This window comes from Nocardiopsis yanglingensis (assembly GCF_045809185.1).
In the GTDB taxonomy this organism is placed as follows: Bacteria; Pseudomonadota; Gammaproteobacteria; order Xanthomonadales; family Xanthomonadaceae; genus Stenotrophomonas; species Stenotrophomonas yanglingensis.
The window spans coordinates 448547-472695 of record NZ_JBJNRH010000001.1; the positions used below are offsets into that span (position 1 = coordinate 448547).

Here is a 24149-nt window from a genome sequence, read left to right on the forward strand (position 1 = left end):
AATTGCCAGCCCCAGGGCCCGCACCGATGTGCGCACCCTCGCCCCCTGCTGCTTCATCGCTACTGTCCCTTGCGCTCGGCGCGGCGCACCGCGCTCGGCACGTCGATCTCGATCCGCGCCGGCAGCTGGTGCACGTGCAGTTCCTTGTTGATCCACTCGGCGGCTTCGCCGTTGACCGTCGCCTCGCCCGGATCACCCGCGTACGGCCATGGCAGCACCACGCCCCCCACCGGCGGCACCAGGCCCGGCTGCACCTCCAGCACCAGCTGCTTGTCGCTGCGCTGCAGGCGGTAGTTGAGCTGGCCCTGCGGCGTACGCAGGCCCTGCACGGCGATGCCCTCGCCCTGCAGCCATGCGGTCGGTACGCCGGCGGCCAGCACCAGCGCATCGTCCATGTCGCGGTTATAGGCGAACATGTCCAGCGCCGAGCGCACGAAGTCCGAAGCCACCCAGGCATGCGGCAGGTCACCGACGAAGAACGGTTTGCGTGGCGTGCGCGAAACCACCTCGGCCCACTGGTTCCAGGCCTGCGGTGCGCGATCCTTGAAGAAGAACTCGGTGGCCTGCCAGGCGCGGTCGCGCCAGCCCAGGCGCACGAACGCAGCCACGTTGCGCCATTCGTAGGGCGTGTAGTCCTTCCACTCGCGCTTGCCGTCGCGACGCGCCACGAACTCCTTCCAGTAGCGCTCGAAGGTCGCACCCAGCGCCTGCTGCGGCAGGCGATCCTGTTCGCCGCCCGGGGCCAGCGCGATGGTGGTCGAGGTCGCGTCGAAGTCGCCCAGCTCGGCCGAGCCCGGCAGGTAGTCGATGTTGTGCTGCTGCATCGCCAACAGCAACGAGGCCTGCAGGTCATCGCGGAACTGGTCGCGCGATTCGGCGATCTGCATCGCCTCGACCTTGCCCAGCTGGGTCGCCAGCAGCGCTGCATCCTTGTAGCCACGCAGTGCCCAGAAGTTGTCCCAGTACGAATGCATCGGCTTGGCCGAATAGCCTTCGTGGCTGATCGAGGCCGGCATCATGCCGTAGAAGGCCGGGTTGCGCGCGCGGTTCTCCTCGGTGCGTTCGCTGGCACGCAACTGCTCCATGTAGCTGTAGGCGCCCTGCACGTGCGGCCACATCAGCTCGACGAAGGTGCTGTCGCCGGTATAGCGCCCATACTCGGCGATGCTGTAGATCAGCTCGCCATGGCTGTCGTTCTCCGGCACCGGGTCGCTACCACGTGCGTCGACACAGCATGGCACCTTGCCGTTCTCGAACTGGTAGGGCGCATACCAGTTGATGTAATCGCGCACGGCATCGCTGCGGCCCATGCGCAGCAGCCCCTCAGAGATCATCGCGCCATCGCGGATCCAGCTGCGCGCATACGAACGCGTACCCGGCTGCAGGCGCGGCCCCACGCGCGAAATCAGCATGTGCGCGACCGCGGTGCGCAGGGTATCGACCAGCGCCTGGCCCGCAGCCGGCACCTGCAGCGAGACCACGCCCAGCTTCTGCCGCCATTGCTCGGCCACCTGCGCCTGCGCCTTGGCCACGTCCAGCGCCTGCGGCGCCCAGCCACCGGTCTGTGGCAGCACCACCGCCACTTCACGGCTCTGCCCGGGCTCCAGCTTGATCGTGTACATCAGCGCACCCGACGCCATGCCGGTACTGTCCTTCACCGCCGTGGTCGCCGGGTACGTGCCGCTTTCCAGATGCATCGCATCGAGCTTGCCGTCGAACGTACTGGCAAAGCGCGCGTCCGGCACCTGCAGTGGGTAGATACGCGGCTCACCGTTGACCCGCACCAGCTGCTCGCCCACGTCCAGCGCATCGATGCGGCTGAAGCCACCGACGGTGTTGAGGAACTGGGTGGGCGGGTTGACCTGCCACGGCCGGATCGCCAGTGCCAGCGTGTACTCGTGTGCGACCTTGTCCGGATTGCTCAGCCGGTAACGGCCGATCAGCTGCGCGCGCTCCGGCGTGCCCTGCACGAAGCTGGTCACCGCCAGGCCGACCTTCTCATGCACCCAGTCGACGTTGGCGATCGGCAGGTAGTGATCCTGCAGCGACTGTGTGATGGCCACCTTGGACCAGTCCAGCAGCTTGCCGTCGAGGCGGATGAATGGTTCGATGCTGAAGCTGCCCTTGGCCGGCTCCAGTGCGCCGTCCTCACTGATCAACGCCTGTTCCTGGCCGCCATCAAGGCCGAGCAGGGTCCAGTAGGGCTGCTCGCCCACATAGGCGCGCGGCAGCGAACCGCGCGGCAGGTCGGCGGCCACCGAGGACAGGAACGCGTTCGGCGTGGCCGCGAAGGCCAGCGGCTTGAGCGCGATGTCACGGATGCCGTAGCGCCAGTTCGGGCCATCCTGCAGATCGAAGCGCACGTAGCGCGCATCGGTGTCCGGCAGGGCCAGCCAGTCACGCCCACCGGCACCACTGGTGACTTCACGCACGGTGCGCCAGTCACGACCATCCTCCGAAGTCCGCACGGTGTAGCGGCGCGCCTCCAGGTTCGGCAGCCAGTCGATCACCGCACCGCCGATCTCGCGGCTCTTGTGCAGATCCAGGCTGATGGTCTGCTGCTTGACCCCGCCACTGATCCAGAACGTATCGCTCTTGCCGTCGATCATGCGGTCCTGCAGCGCGGTGGCGGTATCAGCGATCACCGACGGCACCAGCGCCGAATCATCCTGCGGCGGCAATCCCTGCAGGGTCAGCTTGTCGAAGCACACGGTACCGCGGCCGCCGACCTTGCTGTAGATCGTGAACTCGACCGCGGCGCTGCGCGCCATCTCCTTCTCGGGCGAGGGCCCCCACGCCTTGTCGATCTGGCGGCGGCGATATTCGACCGGCGTCCACCCCTTGGGGAAACTGTAGCCGGGACGATTGACCCACCAGACGTTGTCGCCGCTGGCATCGATCAGCTTGAACTGCAGGTCGTTGCCCGGCGAATCACCACGCAGCTGGAACCCGAAGCGGTAATTGACCGGGTATTCGATGTTCAGCGCGCGGCGGATGCCGACGTAGCCGGAAACATCGTGGAAGTCATAGTCCAGGCACAGCGCGCGGCCGCCGCCAGCGCCACTGACCGGTCGCAGAGAACCACTGACCTGGTCGGACAGCACCAGCTTCCAGGCGCCAATGTCGTCGAAATCGTCCAGCACCTTCGGTGCCGGCAGCGCCGGAGGTGCGGCGATCGCCAGGGAGGTCCACAACAGGCCCAGTCCAACGGCGATCGCTCGCTTCATCCTTTGACGCTCCCCAACAACAGACCTTGGATGTAGTACCGCTGCAGCACCAGGAACAGCGCCAGCACCGGAACCACGGTGACCACCGCGCCGGCCATCATCATTTCCACGTCCATGATGTGCTCGCGCGAGAGGGTGGCCAGCGCCACCGGCAAAGTGTAGTGCTCCTGATCGGTCAACACGATCAACGGCCACATGAAATCGTTCCATGCGCCCATGAAGGTGAAGATCGCCAGGGTCACCAGCACCGGCTTGAGCATCGGCAGCACGATCTGGAAGAAGATGCGCAGCTCCCCCGCCCCGTCGATGCGCGCCGCTTCCAGCAGTTCGTCCGGAATCGAACGCGCGTACTGGCGCACCAGGAAGATGCCGAACACGCTGGCCAGCGCCGGCACGATCACGCCGCCGAAGCTGTTGACCAGGCCCAGCTGCTTCATCAGCAGGAACAACGGCAGCATCGCCACCTGCGCAGGGATCACCAGCGCCGCCATCAGGACCTGGAACAGGCGCTCGCGGCCGACGAAATTCAGCTTGGCGAAGGCGTAGCCGGCCATCGTGTTGAGCAGCAGCGACCCCAGGGTAATGCCGACCGACACCAGCAGGCTGTTGGCGAAGTTGCCGCCCATGCCGGTGCGCGCGAACAACTCATGGTAGTTGCGCGTGGTGATGCTCGATGGCAGCAGCGGCGGCGGGAAGTGGGTCGCCTCGCCCTGCGGCATGAACGAGACCGAGAGCATCCACAGCAGCGGTGCCAGGCTGACCAGGGCCAGCACCAGCAACGCACCATTGATCAACCATGGATACCAGCGCGACTGGCCGATTTCACGACTCATACCAACTGCCTCTTGCGGCCGAAACGCAGCATCACGGTGGTCACCGCCAGGATGATCAGGAACAGCAGGAACGCCACCGCGGAGGCGCGTCCCAGGTTCCACCACTTGAAGCCTTCCTCGAACATGAAATACAGCACGCTGACGGTGCTCTGCAGTGGGTCGCCGCGGGTCATCACATAGGGTTCGGCGAACAGCTGGAAGTAGCCGGACACGGTGATCACGCCGACCACCAGCAACACCGGGCCGAGCATCGGCAGGGTGATGTGCAGAAACTGCTTCCAGCGCGAGGCACCGTCGATGCGGGCGGCCTCGTACAGGTCATGCGGGATCGCCTGCAGGCCCGCCAGGAAGATCACCATGTTGTAGCCGAAGTTCTTCCACACCGCGAACAGCATGATGGTCGGCATCGCCCAGTTGGGATCACCCAGCCAGTCGATCGGACTGATGCCCAGGTGGCCCAGACCGTAGTTCACCAGACCGTAACTGGTATGGAACAGGTAGCGCCAGATCACCGCCACCGCCACCAGCGTGGTCACCACCGGCGCGAACAGTGCGGTGCGGAACAGCGCCTTGAAGCGGGCGGCCGGTGCATTCAGCAGCATCGCCGCGCCCAGCGACACGGCGATCGACAACGGCACGCCGATCAACACGAAGTACGTGGTGTTCCACAGCGACTTCCAGAACATCGGCGTCTGCAGCAGGTCGATGTAGTTGCCCAGACCGACGAAGCGCAGGTTGCTGCTGTCAGCCAGGGCATACAGGTCGAAGTCGGTCACGCTCAGCGCCAGCGCCGAAGCCACCGGCAGGCCGAAGAACATGCCCAGCACGATCAGCGAGGGGCCGGCAAAGATCCAGCCGGCAAGTGAAGTACGTTTCATTGCACGCTCCCGGCGGCCACGGCACTGCTCGATTGCGGCGACGGCACGCGCTGCTGCAGGCGTTGTTGTTCATGCATCCAGCGGCGCTTGGCCAGCACCTTGTCCACGCGCTGGTCCAGCTCTTCCACGGCCTTGTCCTGCGCCAGGCCACCACGCACTACCTTCTCGGTGACGATGCGCATTTCCTGCACGATGCGCTCCCACTCAAGCACCTTCGGCGTCGGCTTGACCCGCTCCAGCTGGTCACGGAACGCAGCCGCCAGCGGATCGTTGGCCAGCGACGGTGCGTTCCAGGTGCTGCGACGCGGCGGCAGGTCACCGATGATGGAATGGAAGCGCGCCTGGATTTCCGGGCGCGACAGGAACTCGATCAGCTTCCAGGAGGCTTCCTTCTGCTGCGACTTGCGGAAGATCACCAGGCTGGTGCCTCCGGCGATGCCGGCGCCCGGACCGTCCGGACCCGGCAGCGCGGCCGTGCCCCACTGCCCTTCCAGCTCCTTGGGCTGCAGCTTCTTGAACTCGCGGATGTTCCAGGGGCCGGAAATGTAGAACACATTGAAGCCGCGGAAGAACTCATCCCAGACGTTGGAGATCTGCGTCTCGGACATCTTCGGCGCCCAGCCCTGCTCGAACATGTTGGCGTAGAAGGCCAGGGTGCGACGGAAACCGGGGCTGGAGAAATTACCGCGGGTGTCCTCGTCGCGCAGCAGCGGGTCGGGCTGCTGCAGGGCCAGCGACAGCTGCTGCTCGAACTCGTTGATCGGCATCAGCACCGCGTAGCGGTTCGGGCCCTGCATCTTCTTGATCGCCGCCATCTGCTCGTCCCACTCGGCCCACGTACGCGGCGGATGGTCGAAGCCGGCCTTGGCCAGCAGGTCCTTGCGGTAGAAGATCAGGCGGGTATCGACGTACCAGGGCACGCCCACCAGCTCGCCATGGATCACGTTGGTATCCCAGATACCCTGGAAGTAGTCCTTCGGGTCGACCACCGACGAATGCTGCACGAATGGCTGCAGCGGGGTCAGCGCATCCAGCTCGGCGAACTCCGGCACCCAGGTGTTGCCGAGCTGGCACACGTCTGGCAGACCGTCGGCGGCGAATGCGGTCAGCAGCTTCTCGTGCGCGGCGGTCCATGGGATGTTCTGTACATCCACCTTGATGCCCGGGTTCTCGGCCTCGAATTCGTGGATCAGCTCGCTGACCACCTCTGCTTCGCGGCCCATCGCCCAGAAGCGCACGGTGGTGGTGCCCGGCTCGGTGCGGGCGCAGCCGGCCACGGCCAGTGCGGCCAGGGCAGGCAGCGCCCAGCGGCGCAGGCGGTCGATCCAGTTCGGCATCGGGTTACTTGCCCTGGCCTGTGGTGCGGTTGGCATTGTTCTTCTGTTCCTGCGCGGCAGCCGCGCGTGATTCGGCGATACCCACCGCGCGTGCCGCCGCGGCCTTTTCGTCTTTCTGCAGTTCCAGCGGCTGGAACGAGCCTTCCGGCGCCAGCCAGCCACCACTGAACCCGGCCCGCTCCAGTCCCTTGCGGATGTACGGATTCTTCTTCATCACTTCCCACACGAAATCATTCCGGTAGTTGGCGATCATGGTCAGGATCGGGCCCTGGTCGATGGCGATGTAGTCGCTGGCGACCCAACCGCGATCCGGCACCAGGCGGCCGGTCTTGATCGGGATGTCGTAGTTGAAGCTGGGGTTGAACGAATCCAGGAAGCCGTAGCTGGAATAGATGTAGTCGCCAAAGCGCTTGTGCATCTCCAGCGTGGCCGGGATCACCTGCTCGGGGGCGAACACCACCGACGCGATCGCGGCGGTGGGAGCGATGGTGCCGTCGTCGAAGTTCTCGCGCAGGCCCGCGCCGCGCGAGGAGTAATGGCGGAACTGGCGCTGCTCGCCGCGATAGTCCTGGGTGGTGTTCTGCGGTCCGTCGCTGGCGGTCAAACCCCACACGTTCTCGCCGTACTCCTTCCACTGCATCGGGTTGGCGATGGCGTATTCGCGCTGGGCCAGCGCGGCCGAGCGGCTGTTGAGGAAATAAGTGCTGCCGCGCTCACGCATGTACGCGTCCTGGATGTCGCGGAAGTCGATCCAGACGTGGCTGTACTGGTGGCCGAACAGCGGGCCGAAGGACAGGTATTCCTGACCCTGGTAGACACCCCAGTCGTTGTCGTAGGTACGCGTCCACACGGTCCACGCATCCGGGCTGACCGGGTGCGTCGGCGAGCCCAGGGCGAGGATGTAGACCATCATCGCCTCGTTGTAGCCCATCCAGTCGTGGTCGATGAAGCCGCTCTCCGGGAACCAGCCCATCGAGATCAGCGGCGCACGCTGCTGCAACCACGGCCAGTCGACCTTCTTGTACAGGGTGTCCGCGATCTGACGGATCTCCTTCTCGCGCGGATCGTCGCCGTCGTAGTACGACTGCGCGAACAGCACGCCCATCATCAGCAGCGCGGTATCCACCGAGGACAGTTCGACCCAGCTGTCGTAGCGGCGGCCTTCCTGCATGTCCAGGAAGTGGTAGTAGAAGCCCTTGTAGCCGGCCTTGCCGGTGCGCTGCGGGCCCATCGGCACGTCGCGGAAGAACTTCAGCGTGGTCAGGGTGCGGTCAATCGCCTGGTTGCGGCTGACCCAGCCGTTCTCGATGCCGATCGGGTACGCGGTCAGCGCGAAGCCGACCGAGGCGATGCTGGCGAACGGCCGCGACGGATAGCGGTCCGGGGTCAGGCCATTGATCTCGTTGGTGGTGTCCCAGAAGAACTGGAAGGTGCGGCGTTCGATGTCATCGAACAGCGGCGGCAGTTCCGGTTTCATCGGCCGCGGCGGTGCATCGGCCTCGATCAGGATCACCGGCGGCCGCGGCTTGGCAGGCTCCTGCTGGGCCGGCTGGCAGGCAGCAACGGCCAGGCTCAACGCCGCGGCGGACAACAGATGGCGTGCCTGCATGGCGCGATTCCTCCGGTGGTCTGATCGATGGGAAAGCATACCGTCCAATGATCTGAAATCGTTTACAAGGTCTGCTCTGAAAAAACCACGAAAAACGTGGTTTGACACCGCGATCATTGCCCATGCCGCTGCCCTCTGGCCGGCAGCGGCATGGGCAATGGACCGGCACGGGGCCGGCCATTGCCGTTTTCACGCGCCCGATGCCGCCGACGGAGCAGCGGCATCGGGGTACTGCATCGGGCGGTTCCGCTTAGAAGCGGAAGCCGACCTCCGCCTTGACCTGGCGCGGCGTACCGATGATGTCGCCGGTCTCGTTGTAGCTGACCAGCAGCTTGCCATCGCTCTTCACGTAGTTCAGGTTCGAGAAGTTGTCGAAGTTGAGCACGTTGATGATGTCGATACGCGCATACAGCTCGGTATCGCCGGCCAGCTTGAAGGTCTTGGTCGCCTGCAGGTCGAGCGAGCGGTAGCCGAAGATCTTGCCGCCAAGCAGGAAGTGACCATTGCCCGACGGCGTGCCGGCAGCCGGGGTCGGCAGGCAGTTGGAATTGCCGGCCTGGGCGATGCAGGACCAGTCGTTGCCCGGGGTCGGCGTGGCCAGGGTCAGCTTGCCGCCGAACGTGATGCCCCAGATGCCATCGTACGAACCGGTGACCACCAGGCGGTGGCGCGGCGCGCCGTTGGACTTGATGGTCGGGTACTCACCGATGGTGCCGCGATCGAACGAATAGTGCTCGTTGATGTTGCGGTTGTGGCGGGCATTGGTCCAGGTATAGGCGATCGAGGTGCCCCAGCCGCTTTCCTTGCTGTACGGCTTCTGCGCCGACAGCAGGATCTGGGTGGCGCGGGTCTTGATGCCCTGCTGGCCGATGATCAGGCTGCCGAAGCCCGGAATGTTGCAGCCCCACGGCTGACCATAGGTCGGTTCTTCAGCACCGCACAGCATCTGGTTGTCGAAGAAATTGCCGTTGTTGAAGCGATTGCCCAGCGTGTAGGCGAAGCCATCGTAGGTCAGCGTGCGCGAAATGGTGGCGTCAGTCAGCCACTCGCCGAACTGATTGCTCATACCGAGGCTGAACTGGTCGGCGTACGGCACCTTCATGTTGTTGTTCAGCAGGTCGACTTCCATGCCTTCATTGCTGGTGGCGCCCAGCAGTGCCTGCACGTTCTCGATGCCGTTCAGCAGGTTCGGGTTCCAGTCAAAGCACGGGGTCTGCCCGTACATGCAGCTGCCGGTGGTCGGGTTGCGGAAGAACACGGTCGGCTGCGGCAGTGCCAGCTTGGTGGTCTCCAGCGCGAGGTTGTCGAACAGGTCGCGATCATAGGACCGGCCGGCGCCACCATGGAACACGTGCTGCTCGTCGGCGTTGACGTCATACGAGAAGCCCAGGCGCGGCTGCCATGCATTCTTGAAATTCTTGCGATTGTGACCGGTGCTGATGTAGTCGTTGACGTTCAAACCACTGAGCGCCAGCGTCTGCGCATAGGTCTGACCCGGAGGCGCATGCTTGTCCTGCGAGAACAATGCGTTCACAACCTCCGGTGGGGTCACGAAATCGGTATAGACCGGGTTCTTTTCGTAATCCCAGCGCAGGCCGATGTTCAGCTGCAGGTGGTCATTGACCTGCCAGTCGTCCTGGATGAACAGGCCGATCTGCTTGACCTTGGCGCGCACTTCAGACTGCACGCCGGTGACACCGGTGCTGGCCTTGGTGAACTGCGCCTTGTAAGGGGTACCGGACGAGAAGGCAGGGTTGTCGATGGTGTAGAAGAACTGCGGATTGATCTGCGCCGCGTCGGAGGCGTACAGATCGATCTGCTTGTACTTGGCACCCATCTTGACGGTGTGGTCGCCGGCCCACTGCAGGCCATCCAGAGTCAGGTTGTCTTCGATCGCCCAACCCTTCTGGCCCTTTACCTGCGAGGCGAACGCATCGGCTGCACCGATCTGGACGAGGGTCTTTTCCTGCGGGGTGTTCCGGTTCTTGTCACCAAAGTCAGGCGCGGTGTAGATGATGCCGTTGCCGTAGTTCAACGGCAGCGGATTGTTGAACGCCTCTTCATGGGTGACCATCAACTCGTTGTAGAAGCGCTCGCCGCTGTGGTTCCAACGCAGGGCATAGCGACGGTCGGTGTTGTCCACCACCTTGCCGTGCACCTTGGCGGTCTGGCCGCTGAACTGCTGCTGGTTCTCGTCGCGGTCCTGGAAGGTCAGTTCGATGCGATCGTTGTCGGTCGGCTCGAAATCGATCTTGGCGAAGATCAGGTCCTGCTGGAACGGCTGGCTGGCCGGGCCCAGGCCGGCGGCACCGTCAGCGGGCAGATTGGCGGCCGATGCAGTCACCGCACCGTCCGGCGCGATGGTCACCGGCAGATCGAAGCGCTTGGCTTCATAGGTGACGAAGAAGTGGGCCTTGTCCTTGATGATCGGGCCACCCAGCGCGAAGCCGTATTCCTTCTCGGCCGAGTCTTCCTTGCGCTTGCCCGGCTGGCGTTCGGCCGGGGTCATCGCACGCATGCTTTCGTTGGTATAACGGTAGAAGGTCTCACCCTTGAACTCGTTGGTACCCGACTTGGTCGCGGCGGTGATCGCGGCGCTGGAGACCTGGCCGTACTCGGCCTTGTAGTTGCCGCTGATGACCTTGTATTCACCGATGGCCAGCTGCGGGAACGGGTTGCCGGCGCTGCCGGACTGGCCGGAGATGCCGCCGCCCTTCACGTAGCTCTTCTGGCCCACACCGTCGATGTAGACGTTGGTGCCGTCAGCGTTGGTGGCACCACCGCGCAGCGAGGTGTTGCCCTTGGCATCGCGGGTGAAGATCATGCCCGGCACCGCGTCGGCGAACTCCAGGAAGTTGCGCGAGACCTGCGGGGTGGTCTGGATCTGCTGCAGGCTGACGGTCTTGCCGACTTCCGAAGTACGCACTTCCTGCAGCAGGGTCGGCGCGACGACGTTGACGGTGTCCAGGTTGGTGGCTGCGGTCGTACCCGGCGTGCTGCTGGCGGCGCCGGCAAAGTTCAGCGTAGCGGTCGAGGCCACGGTGACGGTGACCTTCTGGGTCTGGCCGTTGGCGACCACGTCATAGGTGCCCGGGTCCAGGCCCATCAGCGAGTAGCTGCCGTCGGCACGCACGGTACCGCGACGGACGGTGCCGGTGGCGACGTTGGTGGCGGTCACTTCGGCGCCGGCCTGGGCGCCGGATACCTGGCCGCGCAGGCTGGCATTGGCCGACTGCGCCATGACGTTCGGAGCGGCGGCCAGCATCAGGCAGCTGACCAGTGCGGTGCTCAGCAGCCGGCGCGCCGGCGTGCGGAAGGTGGTGTGCATCATCAACTCAATCTCCGGGTGGCGGTGACCGCTTGCGCGGTCCCTGCGATCAATCAAAAAAGAAGGAACGCCTCTGGCTTCAATGGCCCGATGGCGGAGTGGTGGAATCGCGAACTATCAAGCGGGGAACCAGGGTCTGCTTGTCCCCTGTCCCGTCCGTGGAGGTGCCGTCCATCAACTGCAGCAGGCGCGTCATGGCCCGGTCGCCGAGCTCGGCGATGCTGACCTGCATGGTCGTCAGCGAGGGGTGGACGAAACGCGCCAGTGGAATGTCATCGAAGCCCGCCAGGGCGACATCGGTCGGAACACGGACACCGGCCTGCGTGAATGCATACAGGCATCCCAGGGCCATCATGTCGTTGGCGGCGAACACGGCATCAGGCAGCGCTCCGGCTGCCAGCAACTCCTGACCGGCGCGATGGCCGGAAGCTTCGTCGAAATCACCGGGCAGCTCGATGCCCTCGGCGCCACCGCCAAAAGCCGCCAGCGCGTCACGGAAGCCGCGCAGGCGCTCGCGCGCGTCGAAGTTGAGATCCGGGCCAGAAATGAAAGCGATGCGACGGTGGCCCGCGTCGAGCAGATGGCGGGTCATCGCCATCGCACCGGCATGGTCGTCGATGCTCAGCACCGGGTGGTCCTGCCCGGGCAGATAGGTGTTGATCAACACCGTCGGCAACGACTGCGGCAGGTTGTCGGTCAGGAAACCGGGGCTCTCGGCATAGGGCGAGAGCACCAGCAGGCCGTCGACGCGGCCGCGCATGGCGCGCAGGGCCGCGCCCTGCTGCTCCTGGTCACCGTGGTAGCTGGACACCAGCAGGTGCTGGCGACGGCTACGGGCGACGTTGTCGATGCCACGCATCAGCTCGGAGAAGAATTCACCGTACAGGTCCGGCAGCACCACGCCCACCGTATTGGTGCGGCGACTGCTCAGGCTGCGGGCGGCGGCGTGCGGGGTGTAACGCAGCCGTGCGGCCACCTCCAGCACAAGCTGGCGGACCGGTTCGGCGACATTTTCATGCCCGTTGAGCGCGCGGGAAACCGTGGCCACGGAGACCCGGGCTTCGCGAGCGACGTCTTTGATTGTGATAGCTGCCTTGTTCACGAAGCCGCCCTCCACGGCTTGGACCTACCAGCATTGGCGCGGAATGTAAGCGTTTCCATCTGGGCTTGTAAACAGTCCGTTAGGCGAATGTCCCGAAATGGACATGGAAATCTGTCTGCAGCGAGCCCCCGCAGGGACCCGCCAGGACAGCGTGGGACAAGGGCTCAGCCCTGTTCTGACGGGGTCTGCGCGCGGATGGACAACGCGTGGATATCGGTCTCCATCATCTCCCCCAGCGCGGCGTACACCGCGCGATGCCGGGCCAGCGGGCCCAGTCCGGCGAAGCGTTCACTGACCACATGCACGTTGAAATGGCCGCGACCATCGCGCGCACCGGCATGGCCGGCGTGGCGATGGCTGTCGTCTTCGATCTCGAGCACGCTCGGCGCCAGTGCATGCTGCAGCGCATCACGCATTCGTGAGATCCGTTCCGCGTTCACGGCAACACCTTGCGGAACGGTCGCACCTGCACATGGGTGTAGACGCCGGCCGCCACGTACGGGTCGGTGTCGGCCCAGGCCTGGGCCTGCGGCAGCGACTCGAACTGCGCGATCACCACCGAACCACTGAAACCGGCCGGGCCCGGGTCGTCACTGTCCACCGCCGGGCATGGGCCGGCCAGCAGCAGACGTCCCTCGTCGCGCAGCGCGTGCAGCCGCGCCAGGTGTTCAGGCCGCGCCTGCAGCCGCTGCGCCAGCACATCCTGGCCGTCATACCCTTCGATCACATACCACACCGGCATTTCCTCGCTTGCGTTGTCGGGTCCGCAGATTCTAGCCAATGCGGCCCCTGCCCCGGCCCGCTGGACACTGGCGCGACAAAGGCTTACCCTAGACTCCATTGCACGTGGCTGGATGCAGCAGCCCGTCGGTTTTTGCGGCCAACGCAGCCCCCGACGACCGTCCCGCTGCTTCAAACCGGTCCACCTGGCCGGGCCACGTAGACGACCTCCCCGTAGTTCCGTCGCTGCCGTTTCCTGCGGCGCGTCCTGCTGTTTGATATGTGTGGAATCGCGCCGATCCCGGCGTGTCTGGTGCCCTGGGGCTCCGTGGCGTTGGCCCGGCGAACCCGGTGCCGCGACTGGTCCGTTGCAATCCTGATGTCCATTAGATGACTTCCGAACTCGCGCTCGACGCGAACCCGCCAACCCGGCCGCCCGCCCCACAGCAGCAGGAAATGCCGCTGGCCGTGGTGCATGGGCAACCGGTCCTGCAGATTCCGCAGGACCTGTACATTCCGCCGGACGCGCTGGAAGTCATCCTGGATGCCTTCGAAGGCCCGCTGGACCTGCTGCTGTACCTGATCCGCCGCCAGAACCTGGATGTACTGGACATTCCCGTCGCCGAGATCACCCGGCAGTACGTGGAATACATCACCGTGATGCGCGAGCTGCGCTTCGAACTGGCCGCCGAGTACCTGGTGATGGCGGCGATCCTGGCCGAGGTGAAGTCGCGCATGCTGCTGCCGCGCCCGGTCAGCGAGGAAGGCGATGAGGCCGACCCGCGCGCCGAGCTGGTGCGCCGGCTGCAGGAGTACGAACGCTTCAAGCAGGCCGCCGAGGACATCGACGCCCTGCCCCGCCAGGACCGCGACACCAGCCTGGCCCACGCCTTCATGCCCGAACGCGCTGCGGTGAAGCTGCCGCCGCCGGTGGACCTGAAGGAGATGCTGCTGGCCCTGCACGACGTGCTCAAGCGCGCCGAGCTGTTCAGCGGTCACGCCATCAAGCGTGAGGCACTGAGCGTGCGGCAACGCATGGGCGAAGTGCTGGGACGCCTGGAAGATGGCAAGTTCTATCGTTTTGAAGGGTTGTTCACGGCGGAAGAAGGCAAGCTGGGCGTGCTGGTCACGTTCCTGGCGGTGCTGGAACTGGCCAAGGAACAGCTGCTGGACATCGTCCAGGAAGAACCGCTGGCGCCGATCTACGTCAAATCGCTGGCCGCCGGCAACACCAATGCCCCGCTGCAGTTCAGCAGCGAGTTCGACGACAACGACGCCGCCAATGCAGACGAGTGAGCGCTGACTGCCGATGGATCAATTGCTGATCAACCGCATTGTCGAGGGTGCCCTGCTGGCCTCCAGCCAGCCGCTCACCCTGGCCCAGCTGAAAGACCTGTTCCCGGAAGAGGAACCGGCACCGCCGGGCAGCATCGAACGCGCACTGGAACGGCTGCGCGAAGCCTGCGAAGGGCGCGGCGTGGAACTGGTCGAGGTCGCCTCCGGCTTCCGCTACCAGGTCACCGGCGAAGTGCATGGCTGGATCAGCCGGCTGTGGACCGAACGCAAGACCCGTTACACCCGCGCCACCCTGGAAACCCTGGCGCTGATCGCCTACCGGCAACCGATCACCCGCGGCGAGATCGAACAGGTGCGCGGCGTGGCGGTCAGCAGCAACATCATCCAGGCGCTGGAAGAACGCGAATGGATCCGCGTGGTCGGCCACCGCGATGTGCCCGGCAAGCCGGCGCTGTTTGGCACCACCAAGGGCTTTCTGGATTATTTCGGCCTGAAGCGGTTGGATGAGCTGCCGCCACTGTCGGAACTGAAGGACCTGGGCGAGCTGGAACCGCAGCTGTCCCTGGACCGCGATGCACCTGCGGCGGCGAGTGCCGATGGCCCTGACATCTCGGCCGGCGACGAAGGCGCTGCCGCGAACGATGACGCCGGCCTGGCCGGCAGTGACACCCCCGATTCCGCCGATGCAGCCCCTGCATCGGCCTCCGATGAGCAAGCACCTTCGCCCCTCGATGATGGGCACCCCGATTCCGCGCCGGGCGAGCGCGCGGTGCCAGTGAACGAACGCGAAGACAACGCCGTCGCGATGACGACCGTGGCTGTTGACCAAGCCGATTCCGAACCAGAGGCCGACCTCGAAACCGTCGGCCGGAGCAAAACTGATGAGTGACACCCCCCGTAACAAGCTCTCGCTGAAGCGCGAAGCCACCTCCGAACAGTTCAAGCTGGAAGAGCGCCTGCACAAGGTACTGGCCCAGGCCGGCCTCGGCTCGCGCCGCGCGCTGGAACAGCGCATCGCCGAAGGCCTGGTCAAGGTCAACGGTGAAGTCGCGCAGACCGGCATGTCGGTCAAGAGCGGCGACAAGATCGAGCTGGACGGCCGCGGCTTCGTCGCCACCGCCCTGGCCGAGCCGTCGCGCGTGCTGGTCTACAACAAGCCGGAAGGCGAAGTGACCACCCGCGATGATCCGGAAGGCCGCCCGACCGTGTTCGAATCGCTGCCGCCGCTGAAGGGCGCGCGCTGGATCGCGATCGGCCGCCTGGACATCAACACCACCGGCCTGCTGCTGGCCACCACCGACGGTGAACTGGCCAACGCCATGATGCACCCGTCGTTCGAGGTCGAGCGCGAATACGTGGTCCGCGTGCGTGCGCCGGAAGGCGAGGAAAAGGTCTCCGACGCCATCGTCGACCGCCTCACCCGTGGCGTGGCACTGGAAGACGGCCCGGCCAAGTTCGACGAGATCGAACGCATCGGTGGCACCGATTCGCACGACTGGTTCCGCGTCGTGGTGAAGGAAGGCCGCAACCGCGAAGTGCGCCGCCTGTGGGAATCGCAGGGCTGCCAGGTCAGCCGCCTGAAGCGCACCCGCTATGGCAAGGTGAGCCTGCCGCGCGAACTGGCCCGTGGCCATTCGGTTGAACTGGGCACCACGCAGGTGGAAGCCCTGCGCGCGCAGCTGAAGCTGGAAGAAGGCGCGCCGTCGGCACTGACCCTGCAGCCGGTGATCGGCCAGCGCCGCGCCGCCAAGACCACCGTGCGCGTGCGCGAAGGTGGCCGTGGCAATGCCTACGTCAACGGCCACAACACCGCTGACGAAGGCCGCGAGCTGCGTCGCTTCGACAACGTGCGCGAAGACCGCGGCCGTGGCCGCGGTGGCAAGGGCGGCGGCTTCAAGGGTGGCCTGACGGTCAGCGGTGAAGCGGCGGCCAAGCAGTCGCAGAAGCCGTTCAAGCAGCGCGCCCAGAAGAACGACCGTTCGCTGCCGGAAGGCAACCCGGCCGCGTTCCGCACCTGGTACGTGCCGGATGGCGTGAGCACCGGCCCGAGCGGACATCGCAATGCCGGTCCGGGCGCACGTGGCCCGGGTGCTCGTGGTCCGGGCGCAGGCGGCCAGGGCCGTCCATACGGCAAGCCGAAGGGTCCGGGTGCTGGCGCCGGTGGCGGCCAGGGCCGTGGCGGTTTCGGCGGTGAAGGCCGTGGCGGCGCAGGCGGCCAGGGTCGTCCGGCCGGTGCGGGCAACCGCTCGCAGGGCCAGGGCAACAAGCACCCGTACGGCCATCCGGGCAATGCCCCGAGCTTCCCGTCCGACCACGCCACCCCGGGCTTCAACCCGTATGGCAGCCCGAAGCCGGCGCAGGGCGCCCGTCCGGGCAGTCGCGGTCCGGGCGGTGGCAACCGTGGCCCGGGCGGTAACCGCGGCCCGGGTGGTCCGGGTGGCAACCGTGGCCCGGGTGGCCCCGGCGGCAACCGCGGTCCGGGTGGCCCGCGCCGCAGCGGCCCGCGCGGCGGCTGATCACCGACCCGACTGAAATGAAAAACCCCGGCTCCGGCCGGGGTTTTTCTTTAAAGAGGGGGCGGAGGGGATTAAGTCGTTTTTGCCACGGTGTACATCGAAGGGGCAAAAGCGACTTAATCCCCTCCGTCCCCTTTTGCGTGGCGCTGGAACGCGGCGGGTGTGGTGCCGTTCATGCCGCGGAAGAAGGCGATGAACGGGCTCTCGGCGGAGAAGCCGGTGTCCTGGGCCACATGCGCGACGCGATGGCCGAGCAGCAGCAGCTCCATGGCCCGCATCAGGCGCCACTGCTGGCGCCAGGCCTGATAGCTCATGCCGGTATCGCGTTGCATCAACCGGCCGACGGTGCGCGTGCTCAGGCCCGTGCGCGCGGCCAGCTCCCCGAGTTCGGGCGGCAGCTGTTCGGCCGGCGGCAGACAACGTGTGATTCGTGGATCACGCGGTAAAGGCAGGTCCATCGGTGCCACCGGTGCAGCGGCGATTTCCAGCACGCACAACGCCAGTTGATGGTGCGCGCGCGGCGACTGCCAGTCACGGTCGAACGGTGCCTGTGCGATCGGCTCCAGCAAGGCCTGCAGCAGCGGACCTACGCCGATGATCGCCGGCTGCCGGGGCAGCTGGGCCGACAGGCTGGCGTCGAAGTACAACGAACGGTAATCGACCGCCTGGCGCATCTGCGCACGATGGCGCAGCCCACCCGGAATCCACGCGGCGCGCGCGGGCGGCAGCAGGCTGATGCGATCACCATAGGTCAGGCGCGTACAGCCCTGTCGGGTGTACAGCAGCTGCGCGCGTGCGTGCTGGTGCCAACCCGAATCGTGATCCGCCAGTGAGGCCGCGATCCCCAGCACCGGAGCGCTCCAGGCATCGGCGTCGAAGTGCGCGTCCGGCTGCAACCAGGCCATGTCTGATTTCATGTATTTGATGACAGGATAGACAGGGTGCGCCATTGCGGACGCGACCACAATGCGCGGCCCTGTTCCTGGAGCGCCCGCATGTCGCGCCGCCTGTTGTTGCTTGCCATTGCACTGCTGATGTTTCCGCAGCTGGCACAGACCCTGTACAGCCCGGCCCTGGCCGATCTGGCCGAACGCTTCGCCCTGCCGCCGAGTGCCGCCAGCCAGGCCATGAGCCTGTACCTGTTCGGCTTCGCTGCAGGCGTGCTGCTGTGGGGGCGCCTGGCCGATCGTATCGGTCGTCGCCCTGCCCTTCTCTGTGGCCTCGGCGTCTTCGCAGTGGCTGCACTGGGCGGCCTGATGGCTGGCAGCTTCGGCCAGGTGCTGCTGACCCAGGCGTTGGCCGCAGTCGGCGCCGCCGCCGCTTCGGTGGTCACCCAGACCGTGCTGCGCGACCATCTGCAGGGGCCGGCATTGGCCCAGGCATTCTCCTGGATCGGCATGGCCCTGGCCCTGAGCCCGGCCATCGGTCTTGCACTGGGCACGCTGCTGGTCGCCGCCAATGGCTATGTCGGCGTACAGTCCGGCCTGCTGCTGATTGCTGCCCTGCTGGCAGTGGCATGCCTGGCAGGCCTGCGCGAAAGCCGTCCTGCCCAGACCCCGCACACGCCCATGCTGCCGCTGCTGCGGGAGCTGCTGCGCGATCGCTGGATCTGGTCACACGCGTTGCTGGTGATGGCCTTCAACGTGGCGATGTACAGCTGGTATGTACTCGGCCCCTTCGTGTTTGCGCGCCTGCACTGGCCAGCCATCTGGTTCGGCGCCAGCGGTGCGGTGCTGGCACTGGGCTCGGCACTGGGCGCGTGGGGCAATGGCCACCTGCTGCATGCAGGCGTTGCCACAACCACGCGCATCCGCATCGCCGCAGGACTGGTTCTGATGGGAGGACTGCTGGCTGCGCTGCTGCGTGATCACCCTGCCCTGGTCGCGGCGATGGTGCCGGTGGTGACGGGCTTCGGCCTTGCCATTCCCAATGTGCTCGGCCAGGCCCTGCGCGGCTATCCACATTGTCTTGGCAGCGCAGGCGCGCTGTTCGGCCTGCTCTACTACCTGTTGATCGGCGCGGCAATGGCGCTGGTCGGTGCAGTGCAGCTGCTGGCACCACCCCTCATCGCGTGTGGCCTGCTGGCCTTATGGCTGCAGCGGGACCGGGCCGTTGACGGCAGAAGGCCTGGTTGTGGATCGCAACGGTGAAGGAGCCGGTCCTGCTGCCATGAGGCAGCAGAGGCCCCGGGGTTATACCCCCGGGGCCTGGATCAGCGGACAATCGATTACTGCACGTTGATCACTTCGTCCATCGGCGCAAGGAAGTTGCCAGGGCTGTTGCGCGATGCCGAGATCACATAGGTCCCGGGTGTTGCGATGGTCGCCGTGCAATGGCGGATCGGCGTGGTGTTGCCACCGTCGTAATTGTCATTGGTACGGCACAGGAACTGACCATTGGCATAGACCGAGAAATTACTCGTTCCATCCACCTGGCCGCCGCCTGTGATGTAGATCTCCGATGGCGAGCCGGCCACACGCGGCAGGGTCCCGATCTCGAACCTGGCCGTCACCGGATGCGGTAACAGGCTAGGACAGGACACAACGATGCCGCTGTCGGACAGGCAGACTTCGGCGTGGGCGATCGCGGGTGTGGCGATGAGGGCCACGAGCAGCACGGACGTTCTGAACTCCATTCCAGCGTCTCCAATGATCCCAGCAGAATCGCTGGGACGTCCCTGTTAGGCATTGCGGGGTTACTGCAGGGTCAAGGAAACGTAAATGCACTGCGTGCCCACAGCATCGGATGGGTGCAGGATCCCCTCTGGGCGGTGCGTTGCACGCCTGTACTGCTGCTGACACCCATCCCTTCCTGATGACTTCCTGTCGATGCAGGATGCTCACCGCCGCGCGACACTTTTCCTGCGCGTCTCGACGTTCACAGCTCATGTTAGGAATTTCTGCAAACACCAGGCATTGTGCGCCACGCCCGGAATTCACATCAGGGCGCTGGCTATCGTGCGCGCTCTCCCACACAAGGCAGATGCCCATGATCACCATCACCGCCGAACAGGCCCGCGCCAACGCCGATGCCGCCAAGCGCCCGATCGAACAGTTCTACCGCGACCTCGACAACTCGATCCAGATCGGCTCGGAAAATGGCCGCCGCTATATCGTGTTCGGCTTCAGCCAGGTGATGGCCAGCGAGCAGCTCGTCGAAGACGTGGTCGCGCAGCTGCTGAAGAATGGTTTCGGTGTCGAACGGTTGTTGAGCGATTCCGAACAGCACTACATCCGCATCAGCTGGGGATCTACCGAACCGTCGCGCCTCAGCGCCGGCTGAGGGTGAACGCGGTACCGTCCACGCCCAGGTCCCAGCCCTTGCCGGTACCGGACAGGGCCAGTGAGATGTCGCCCTTGGTCATCACCTGCGCATTGCTGGATTTCATCGCACCGGCATGTGCACCAACCGACGCGTAAGTGCCCAGCAGCTGGTCGATGCTGATCGCGCCGGTGAAATTGCCGCGCCCGTTGGTGATCTTCGACTTGCCCACGGTCAGGCCGCCCCCCTTCATCTGGATGTGCACCGGCATGCTGGCGCCGTTGCTGCAGGTGACCGTGCCATTGCCGGAGGCCGTCTTGTAGATCAGCGACCAGCCGGACAGGTTGTAGCGCAGCTCGCAATCGAGGTTGCCGGCAGCGTGCGCGGCCGGGGCGAGCGATGCGGCAGACAGGGCCAGCAGCAGGGCGAAGGGCTTGTTCATGGCGGGACTTCCCGTTCGGTCGGACTGGCGGCGAATCTAGCAGCGCGCGCGTGCAGGTTGAATGCAGGCGCGCGCGCTGGTGCGGCAGCGTTCAGGCCGTCGCTCAGGCCTGTTCGTCCAGATGGAAGGCGTCGGCATCAAGCATCGCCGGGAAACGTGCGCGGTGTGCCGCCAGCGCCTCGGCCGAAATGGTGGTGGTGACCACCTGTTCGCGTTCGCGGATCTCCACCTGCGGCTGGCCGAGGAAATCCAGCACCGCGCTGTCGCCGGCGTAGTGCAGCTGGTTGCCATCGACGCCGACACGGTTCACCGCAGCAACGAAGCACAGGTTCTCGATCGCACGTGCACGCAGCAGTGTCTTCCACGCATAGGCGCGTGCCGACGGCCAGTTGGCGACGAAGATCTGCAGGTCGAAATCCAGCTGCTGCGGACGCTCCACGTTGTAGCGGTTGCGGCAGAACACCGGGAAACGCAGGTCGTAGCAGACCTGCGGATTGATCCGCCAACCCTTCCATTCCACGCTCAGGCGGTCGCGACCGGCGGCATAACGCTCGTGCTCGCCGCCGTAGCGGAACAGGTGGCGCTTGTCGTAGTACTGCAGCTCACCATCGGGCGTGGCGAACAGCAGGCGGTTGTAGACGCCATCGCCATCACGCAGCTGCACGCTGCCGATCACCGCCGCGTCCAAGGCCCTGGCCTGCTCGCGCACCCAGGCCACGGTCGGGCCGTCCATGCCTTCGGCCTGGGCAATGGCTTCGTTGGAGAAGCCACTGGTGAAGGTCTCCGGCAGGATCACCAGATCGGTGTTGCCGGCCAGCGGCGCCAGCAGCGCGCCGTAGTAGGCGCGGTTGCCCGCCGGGTCGTGCCAGCGGGTGTCGCCCTGGACGAGGGAAATGCGCAGGTCCTGCATGTTCAGCCCTCCGCTCACAGCAGGCGCAGGCGTTCGATGGCCGCGTCCATGGTCGCTTCGTTCTTGGCGAAGCACAGACGCACCAGGCGCTGGCCGGCCGGCGGGTTCTCGTAGAACGGTGACAGCGGAATGGCAGTGACGCCCTTCTCGATGGTCAGCCACTTCACGAACTCATGGTCTGGCAGGTCGCTGATGGCCGAGTAATCGACCAGCTGGAAGTAGCCACCCGGCACCGGCAGCGCCTTCAGGCGGGTGCCGGCCAGCTGCTCGCGGAAGCGGTCGCGCTTGGCCTGGTAGAACGCGCCCAGCTCCAGGTGGTGCTCGGGCTCGTCACGGATCATCGCGGCGAAGCCGTACTGCGCCGGGCCGAAACTGGTGAAGGTGTTGTACTGGTGCACCTTGCGGAACTCGGCGGTCAGCGCAGGTGGCGCGATCGCATAGCCGATCTTCCAGCCGGTGCAGTGGTAGGTCTTGCCGAAGCTGGAGATCACGAACGCGCGCTCACGCAGTTCCGGGTAGCGCAGCGCCGATTCATGGCGGCGGCCGTCGTAGATGATGTGTTCGTACACCTCATCGGAGATCAGGTAGATCTGCGTGCCACGCAGAAGCTCGGCCAGTGCCTGCATGTCCTGCGCCGACAGCATCGCGCCGGACGGGTTGTGCGGAGTGTTGACGATCAACATGCGGGTGCGGGGAGTGATCGCGGCACGCACGCGGTCCCAGTCGACCGCGAACGTCTGCGGATCCAGCGACACATGTACGGCCTTGGCACCGGCCAGGTCGATCGCCGGCTCATAGCAGTCATAGGCCGGGTCGAGCACGATCACTTCCTCGCCGGCACGCACCACGGCGTGGATGGCGTTGAAGATGGCCTCGGTACCGCCGCTGGTGACAGTGATCTCGCTGTCCGCGTCGACCTGCGCACCGTAGCAGTCCAGCGCCTTCTGCGCGATGGCCTGGCGCAGCGGTGCCACACCGGTCATCGGCGGGTACTGGTTCAGCCCGGCGGCCATCGCCTTGGCGGTCTCGTCGATCAGGCGCTGCGGCGCCGAAAAATCCGGAAAACCCTGGCCCAGGTTGACCGCGCCGTGTTCGGCGGCGAGCTGGGACATCACGGTGAAGATCGTGGTACCGACCTTGGGCAGCTTGGTGTTCGGTTGCATCGGCCTGGGGATATGGGGAGACAGGCCCCTGAGTTTACGCAATCCCTGCTTCGGTGGTGCCGGCCGCTGGCCAGCAACCTCGGACAATCTGCGACGCTTGGTCGCGCCTGCCGGCCAGCGGCCGGCACTACCGTATGCATTCACCGCTACAATTGCCGCCGCACTCCGGCATGAAGACCTTTGCCCCTTGAACACCCCTGCATTGCTGGCCGCCAGCGGCCTGAGCTTCTCCCGCAATGACGAGCCGGTGTTCGGCCCGCTGGACTTCCATGTGGACGCCGGTGAAGCCCTGCTGGTGCAGGGCGGCAATGGCGCCGGCAAGACCACCCTGCTGCGCGTGCTGGCCGGCCTGGCCCGGCCCGGTGCTGGCCAGGTGCGGATCGACGGCAAGCCGGCCAGCAATGCCGAGCGCGCGCGCTACGTGGCCTACCTCAGCCACCTGCCCGCATTGAAGCCCGATCTGGACACGCTGGAGAACCTGCACTTCCTGTGCGGCCTGCACGGACGGCGTGCGCGGCAGATGCCCGGCAACGCGCTGGCCATCGTCGGCCTGGCCGGTTATGAGGACACTCTCGTTCGGCATCTGTCGGCCGGGCAGAAGCGGCGGCTGGCACTGGCCCGCATCTGGCTGTCACCGGCGCCGCTGTGGCTGCTCGACGAGCCCTACGCCAACCTCGACCTGGAGGGCATCACCCTGGTCAACCGGATGATTTCGGCGCACCTGCGTGCCGGTGGCGCGGCGCTGGTCACCACCCACGGCGCCTATGCCGCACCGCCGGTGCGTACCCGCCAGCTCGACCTCGGCGGTGCCGCATGATCGCGCCGGGTACCGAACCGGGCCTGTGGCAGACCGCAGGTGCCCTGCTCAAGCGTGATCTGCGCCTGCTCTGGCGCCGCCGCGGCGATGCGCTGCAGCCGCTGTTGTTCGCGGTGCTGGTGGTGGTGCTGTTCGCGCTGGCCCAGGGGCGCGAGCCGCAACTTCTGGCCGCCACCGCAGGCGCAGTGCTGTGGCTTGCGGTGCTGCTGGCCGGGCAGCTGTCGCTGGATTCACTGTTCCGCTCCGATGCCGAAGACGGCTCGCTGGAACAATGGCTGCTGGCACCGGTGCCGCTGGCCTGGCTGGTGCTGGTGCGCGTGCTGCTGCACTGGGCCACAACCGCCCTGCCGTTGATCGTGGTCAGCCCGCTGCTGGCCGAAATGCTGCATCTGCCGCATGACCAGCTGCCGATGTTGCTGGCATCGTTGCTGCTGGGAACGCCGTTGCTGAGCCTGATCGGTGGCGTGGTCGCCGCGCTGACCGTAGGCATCCGACGCTCTGGTATTCTCGTGGCGTTGCTGTCGCTGCCGCTGTACGTGCCGGTGCTGGTGTTCGGCGCAGGCAGTCTGGCGGCAGCCGGACGCGGACAGGATCCGGTCGGTGCGCTGCTGATGCTGGGCGCCGGCCTGCTGGTCGCGCTGGTGCTGGCGCCGTTGGCCACCGCCGCTGCAATACGTATTTCTCTGAGTTGACCGAGCTGAGAGCCAATC

The 24149-nt window shown here is 65.8% G+C and carries 21 protein-coding genes; 7 read left to right on the top strand and 14 right to left on the bottom strand.

What is annotated here, in order from left to right; all coding sequences use genetic code 11:
* Positions 1–59: 59 nt before the first annotated feature.
* From ACJ7C5_RS02100 to ACJ7C5_RS02140, 9 genes are all read right to left on the bottom strand, one after another.
* On the bottom strand, positions 60–3227 hold the full coding sequence (locus ACJ7C5_RS02100) for a discoidin domain-containing protein (protein ID WP_412702929.1): 3168 nt from the start codon (positions 3225–3227) through the stop codon (positions 60–62).
* On the bottom strand, positions 3224–4060 hold the full coding sequence (locus tag ACJ7C5_RS02105) for a carbohydrate ABC transporter permease (protein WP_006378064.1): 837 nt from the start codon (positions 4058–4060) through the stop codon (positions 3224–3226). The genes ACJ7C5_RS02100 and ACJ7C5_RS02105 overlap by 4 nt, the downstream gene beginning before the upstream one ends.
* Positions 4057–4938, bottom strand: a complete 882-nt coding sequence (locus ACJ7C5_RS02110; protein WP_125427280.1) for a carbohydrate ABC transporter permease — start codon at positions 4936–4938, stop codon at positions 4057–4059. Before ACJ7C5_RS02110 ends, ACJ7C5_RS02105 begins: the two co-directional genes overlap by 4 nt.
* Positions 4935–6311 carry a sugar ABC transporter substrate-binding protein gene (locus ACJ7C5_RS02115; protein WP_412702930.1) on the bottom strand — a complete coding sequence of 459 codons (1377 nt, stop codon included), beginning with the start codon at positions 6309–6311 and terminating at the stop codon, positions 4935–4937. The genes ACJ7C5_RS02110 and ACJ7C5_RS02115 overlap by 4 nt, the downstream gene beginning before the upstream one ends.
* Positions 6280–7884, bottom strand: a complete 1605-nt coding sequence (locus tag ACJ7C5_RS02120; protein ID WP_088026560.1) for a glucoamylase family protein — start codon at positions 7882–7884, stop codon at positions 6280–6282. The genes ACJ7C5_RS02115 and ACJ7C5_RS02120 overlap by 32 nt, the downstream gene beginning before the upstream one ends.
* 250 nt (positions 7885–8134) lie before the next feature.
* Entirely contained in the window at positions 8135–11212 is a 3078-nt protein-coding gene (locus ACJ7C5_RS02125; protein WP_412702931.1) for a TonB-dependent receptor, read from the bottom strand.
* A 79-nt stretch (positions 11213–11291) separates the two neighbouring features.
* Positions 11292–12329, bottom strand: coding sequence for a LacI family DNA-binding transcriptional regulator (locus ACJ7C5_RS02130; RefSeq protein ID WP_032129774.1), 1038 nt, complete (start codon positions 12327–12329; stop codon positions 11292–11294).
* A gap of 149 nt (positions 12330–12478) precedes the next feature.
* Positions 12479–12730 carry a BolA family protein gene (locus ACJ7C5_RS02135; RefSeq protein WP_088026562.1) on the bottom strand — a complete coding sequence of 84 codons (252 nt, stop codon included), beginning with the start codon at positions 12728–12730 and terminating at the stop codon, positions 12479–12481.
* Positions 12731–12750: 20 nt separating this feature from the next.
* Positions 12751–13056: a YciI family protein gene (locus tag ACJ7C5_RS02140; protein WP_412702932.1), complete on the bottom strand. Its 306-nt coding sequence runs from the start codon at positions 13054–13056 to the stop codon at positions 12751–12753.
* A gap of 368 nt (positions 13057–13424) precedes the next feature.
* Here ACJ7C5_RS02140 and ACJ7C5_RS02145 point away from each other — a divergent pair, with 368 nt between their 5' ends.
* Genes ACJ7C5_RS02145 through ACJ7C5_RS02155 form a run of 3 tightly spaced genes read left to right on the top strand, consistent with a single transcriptional unit; the run spans position 13425 to position 16846 of the window.
* A complete protein-coding gene (locus ACJ7C5_RS02145) occupies positions 13425–14330 on the top strand; it encodes a segregation and condensation protein A (protein WP_088026563.1) in 906 nt (301 codons plus the stop codon).
* 13 nt (positions 14331–14343) lie between these two features.
* Complete coding sequence (gene scpB / locus ACJ7C5_RS02150; RefSeq protein ID WP_088026564.1) at positions 14344–15219, top strand: SMC-Scp complex subunit ScpB; 876 nt, start codon at positions 14344–14346, stop codon at positions 15217–15219.
* A complete protein-coding gene (locus ACJ7C5_RS02155) occupies positions 15212–16846 on the top strand; it encodes a pseudouridine synthase (protein ID WP_197578428.1) in 1635 nt (544 codons plus the stop codon). The genes scpB and ACJ7C5_RS02155 overlap by 8 nt, the downstream gene beginning before the upstream one ends.
* A gap of 116 nt (positions 16847–16962) precedes the next feature.
* Here ACJ7C5_RS02155 and ACJ7C5_RS02160 read toward each other — a convergent pair whose 3' ends face one another.
* Positions 16963–17751, bottom strand: coding sequence for an AraC family transcriptional regulator (locus ACJ7C5_RS02160; protein ID WP_412702933.1), 789 nt, complete (start codon positions 17749–17751; stop codon positions 16963–16965).
* 90 nt (positions 17752–17841) lie between these two features.
* Between ACJ7C5_RS02160 and ACJ7C5_RS02165 the strand changes: the two genes are divergently transcribed.
* Positions 17842–18996 (top strand): MFS transporter, encoded by a 1155-nt coding sequence (locus tag ACJ7C5_RS02165; RefSeq protein WP_412702934.1) that lies wholly within the window; start codon positions 17842–17844, stop codon positions 18994–18996.
* A gap of 77 nt (positions 18997–19073) precedes the next feature.
* Here ACJ7C5_RS02165 and ACJ7C5_RS02170 read toward each other — a convergent pair whose 3' ends face one another.
* Positions 19074–19481 carry a hypothetical protein gene (locus tag ACJ7C5_RS02170; protein WP_012511621.1) on the bottom strand — a complete coding sequence of 136 codons (408 nt, stop codon included), beginning with the start codon at positions 19479–19481 and terminating at the stop codon, positions 19074–19076.
* A 353-nt stretch (positions 19482–19834) separates the two neighbouring features.
* Here ACJ7C5_RS02170 and ACJ7C5_RS02175 point away from each other — a divergent pair, with 353 nt between their 5' ends.
* Positions 19835–20128, top strand: coding sequence for a hypothetical protein (locus ACJ7C5_RS02175; RefSeq protein WP_412702935.1), 294 nt, complete (start codon positions 19835–19837; stop codon positions 20126–20128).
* Here the strand turns inward: ACJ7C5_RS02175 and ACJ7C5_RS02180 are convergent.
* The 3 genes from ACJ7C5_RS02180 to ACJ7C5_RS02190 form a co-directional block, all read right to left on the bottom strand.
* Positions 20115–20549, bottom strand: coding sequence for a hypothetical protein (locus ACJ7C5_RS02180; RefSeq protein ID WP_049447368.1), 435 nt, complete (start codon positions 20547–20549; stop codon positions 20115–20117). The genes ACJ7C5_RS02175 and ACJ7C5_RS02180 overlap by 14 nt on opposite strands.
* A 103-nt stretch (positions 20550–20652) precedes the next feature.
* The gene (locus ACJ7C5_RS02185; RefSeq protein WP_049447367.1) at positions 20653–21459 is read right to left on the bottom strand and encodes an amidohydrolase; all 807 of its coding nucleotides are present in this window, start codon (positions 21457–21459) and stop codon (positions 20653–20655) included.
* 14 nt (positions 21460–21473) lie between these two features.
* On the bottom strand, positions 21474–22622 hold the full coding sequence (locus tag ACJ7C5_RS02190) for a pyridoxal phosphate-dependent aminotransferase (protein WP_093999917.1): 1149 nt from the start codon (positions 22620–22622) through the stop codon (positions 21474–21476).
* Here ACJ7C5_RS02190 and ccmA point away from each other — a divergent pair.
* Together ccmA and ccmB are read left to right on the top strand one after the other, a co-directional pair.
* A complete protein-coding gene (ccmA, locus tag ACJ7C5_RS02195; RefSeq protein WP_412703034.1) occupies positions 22609–23439 on the top strand; it encodes a heme ABC exporter ATP-binding protein CcmA in 831 nt (276 codons plus the stop codon). The two genes, ACJ7C5_RS02190 and ccmA, sit on opposite strands and share 14 nt — an antisense overlap.
* The gene (ccmB, locus tag ACJ7C5_RS02200) at positions 23436–24131 is read left to right on the top strand and encodes a heme exporter protein CcmB (RefSeq protein ID WP_006456616.1); all 696 of its coding nucleotides are present in this window, start codon (positions 23436–23438) and stop codon (positions 24129–24131) included. The genes ccmA and ccmB overlap by 4 nt, the downstream gene beginning before the upstream one ends.
* Positions 24132–24149: the final 18 nt, after the last annotated feature.

Excerpts from the sequence above, each read along its gene's own strand:
- scpB (WP_088026564.1), top strand. The coding sequence starts at position 14,344 with ATGGATCAATTGCTGATCAACCGCATTGTCGAGGGTGCCCTGCTGGCC.
- ACJ7C5_RS02105 (WP_006378064.1), bottom strand. The coding sequence starts at position 4,060 with ATGAGTCGTGAAATCGGCCAGTCGCGCTGGTATCCATGGTTGATCAAT.
- ACJ7C5_RS02190 (WP_093999917.1), bottom strand. The coding sequence starts at position 22,622 with ATGCAACCGAACACCAAGCTGCCCAAGGTCGGTACCACGATCTTCACC.
- ACJ7C5_RS02160 (WP_412702933.1), bottom strand. The coding sequence starts at position 17,751 with ATGGCCTGGTTGCAGCCGGACGCGCACTTCGACGCCGATGCCTGGAGC.
- ACJ7C5_RS02155 (WP_197578428.1), top strand. The coding sequence starts at position 15,212 with ATGAGTGACACCCCCCGTAACAAGCTCTCGCTGAAGCGCGAAGCCACC.
- ACJ7C5_RS02165 (WP_412702934.1), top strand. The coding sequence starts at position 17,842 with ATGTCGCGCCGCCTGTTGTTGCTTGCCATTGCACTGCTGATGTTTCCG.
- ACJ7C5_RS02180 (WP_049447368.1), bottom strand. The coding sequence starts at position 20,549 with ATGAACAAGCCCTTCGCCCTGCTGCTGGCCCTGTCTGCCGCATCGCTC.
- ACJ7C5_RS02115 (WP_412702930.1), bottom strand. The coding sequence starts at position 6,311 with ATGCCAACCGCACCACAGGCCAGGGCAAGTAACCCGATGCCGAACTGG.
- ACJ7C5_RS02110 (WP_125427280.1), bottom strand. The coding sequence starts at position 4,938 with ATGAAACGTACTTCACTTGCCGGCTGGATCTTTGCCGGCCCCTCGCTG.
- ccmB (WP_006456616.1), top strand. The coding sequence starts at position 23,436 with ATGATCGCGCCGGGTACCGAACCGGGCCTGTGGCAGACCGCAGGTGCC.
- ACJ7C5_RS02125 (WP_412702931.1), bottom strand. The coding sequence starts at position 11,212 with ATGCACACCACCTTCCGCACGCCGGCGCGCCGGCTGCTGAGCACCGCA.
- ACJ7C5_RS02170 (WP_012511621.1), bottom strand. The coding sequence starts at position 19,481 with ATGGAGTTCAGAACGTCCGTGCTGCTCGTGGCCCTCATCGCCACACCC.
- ACJ7C5_RS02140 (WP_412702932.1), bottom strand. The coding sequence starts at position 13,056 with ATGCCGGTGTGGTATGTGATCGAAGGGTATGACGGCCAGGATGTGCTG.
- ACJ7C5_RS02135 (WP_088026562.1), bottom strand. The coding sequence starts at position 12,730 with ATGCGTGATGCGCTGCAGCATGCACTGGCGCCGAGCGTGCTCGAGATC.
- ACJ7C5_RS02145 (WP_088026563.1), top strand. The coding sequence starts at position 13,425 with ATGACTTCCGAACTCGCGCTCGACGCGAACCCGCCAACCCGGCCGCCC.
- ACJ7C5_RS02185 (WP_049447367.1), bottom strand. The coding sequence starts at position 21,459 with ATGCAGGACCTGCGCATTTCCCTCGTCCAGGGCGACACCCGCTGGCAC.
- ACJ7C5_RS02120 (WP_088026560.1), bottom strand. The coding sequence starts at position 7,884 with ATGCAGGCACGCCATCTGTTGTCCGCCGCGGCGTTGAGCCTGGCCGTT.
- ACJ7C5_RS02100 (WP_412702929.1), bottom strand. The coding sequence starts at position 3,227 with ATGAAGCGAGCGATCGCCGTTGGACTGGGCCTGTTGTGGACCTCCCTG.
- ACJ7C5_RS02175 (WP_412702935.1), top strand. The coding sequence starts at position 19,835 with ATGATCACCATCACCGCCGAACAGGCCCGCGCCAACGCCGATGCCGCC.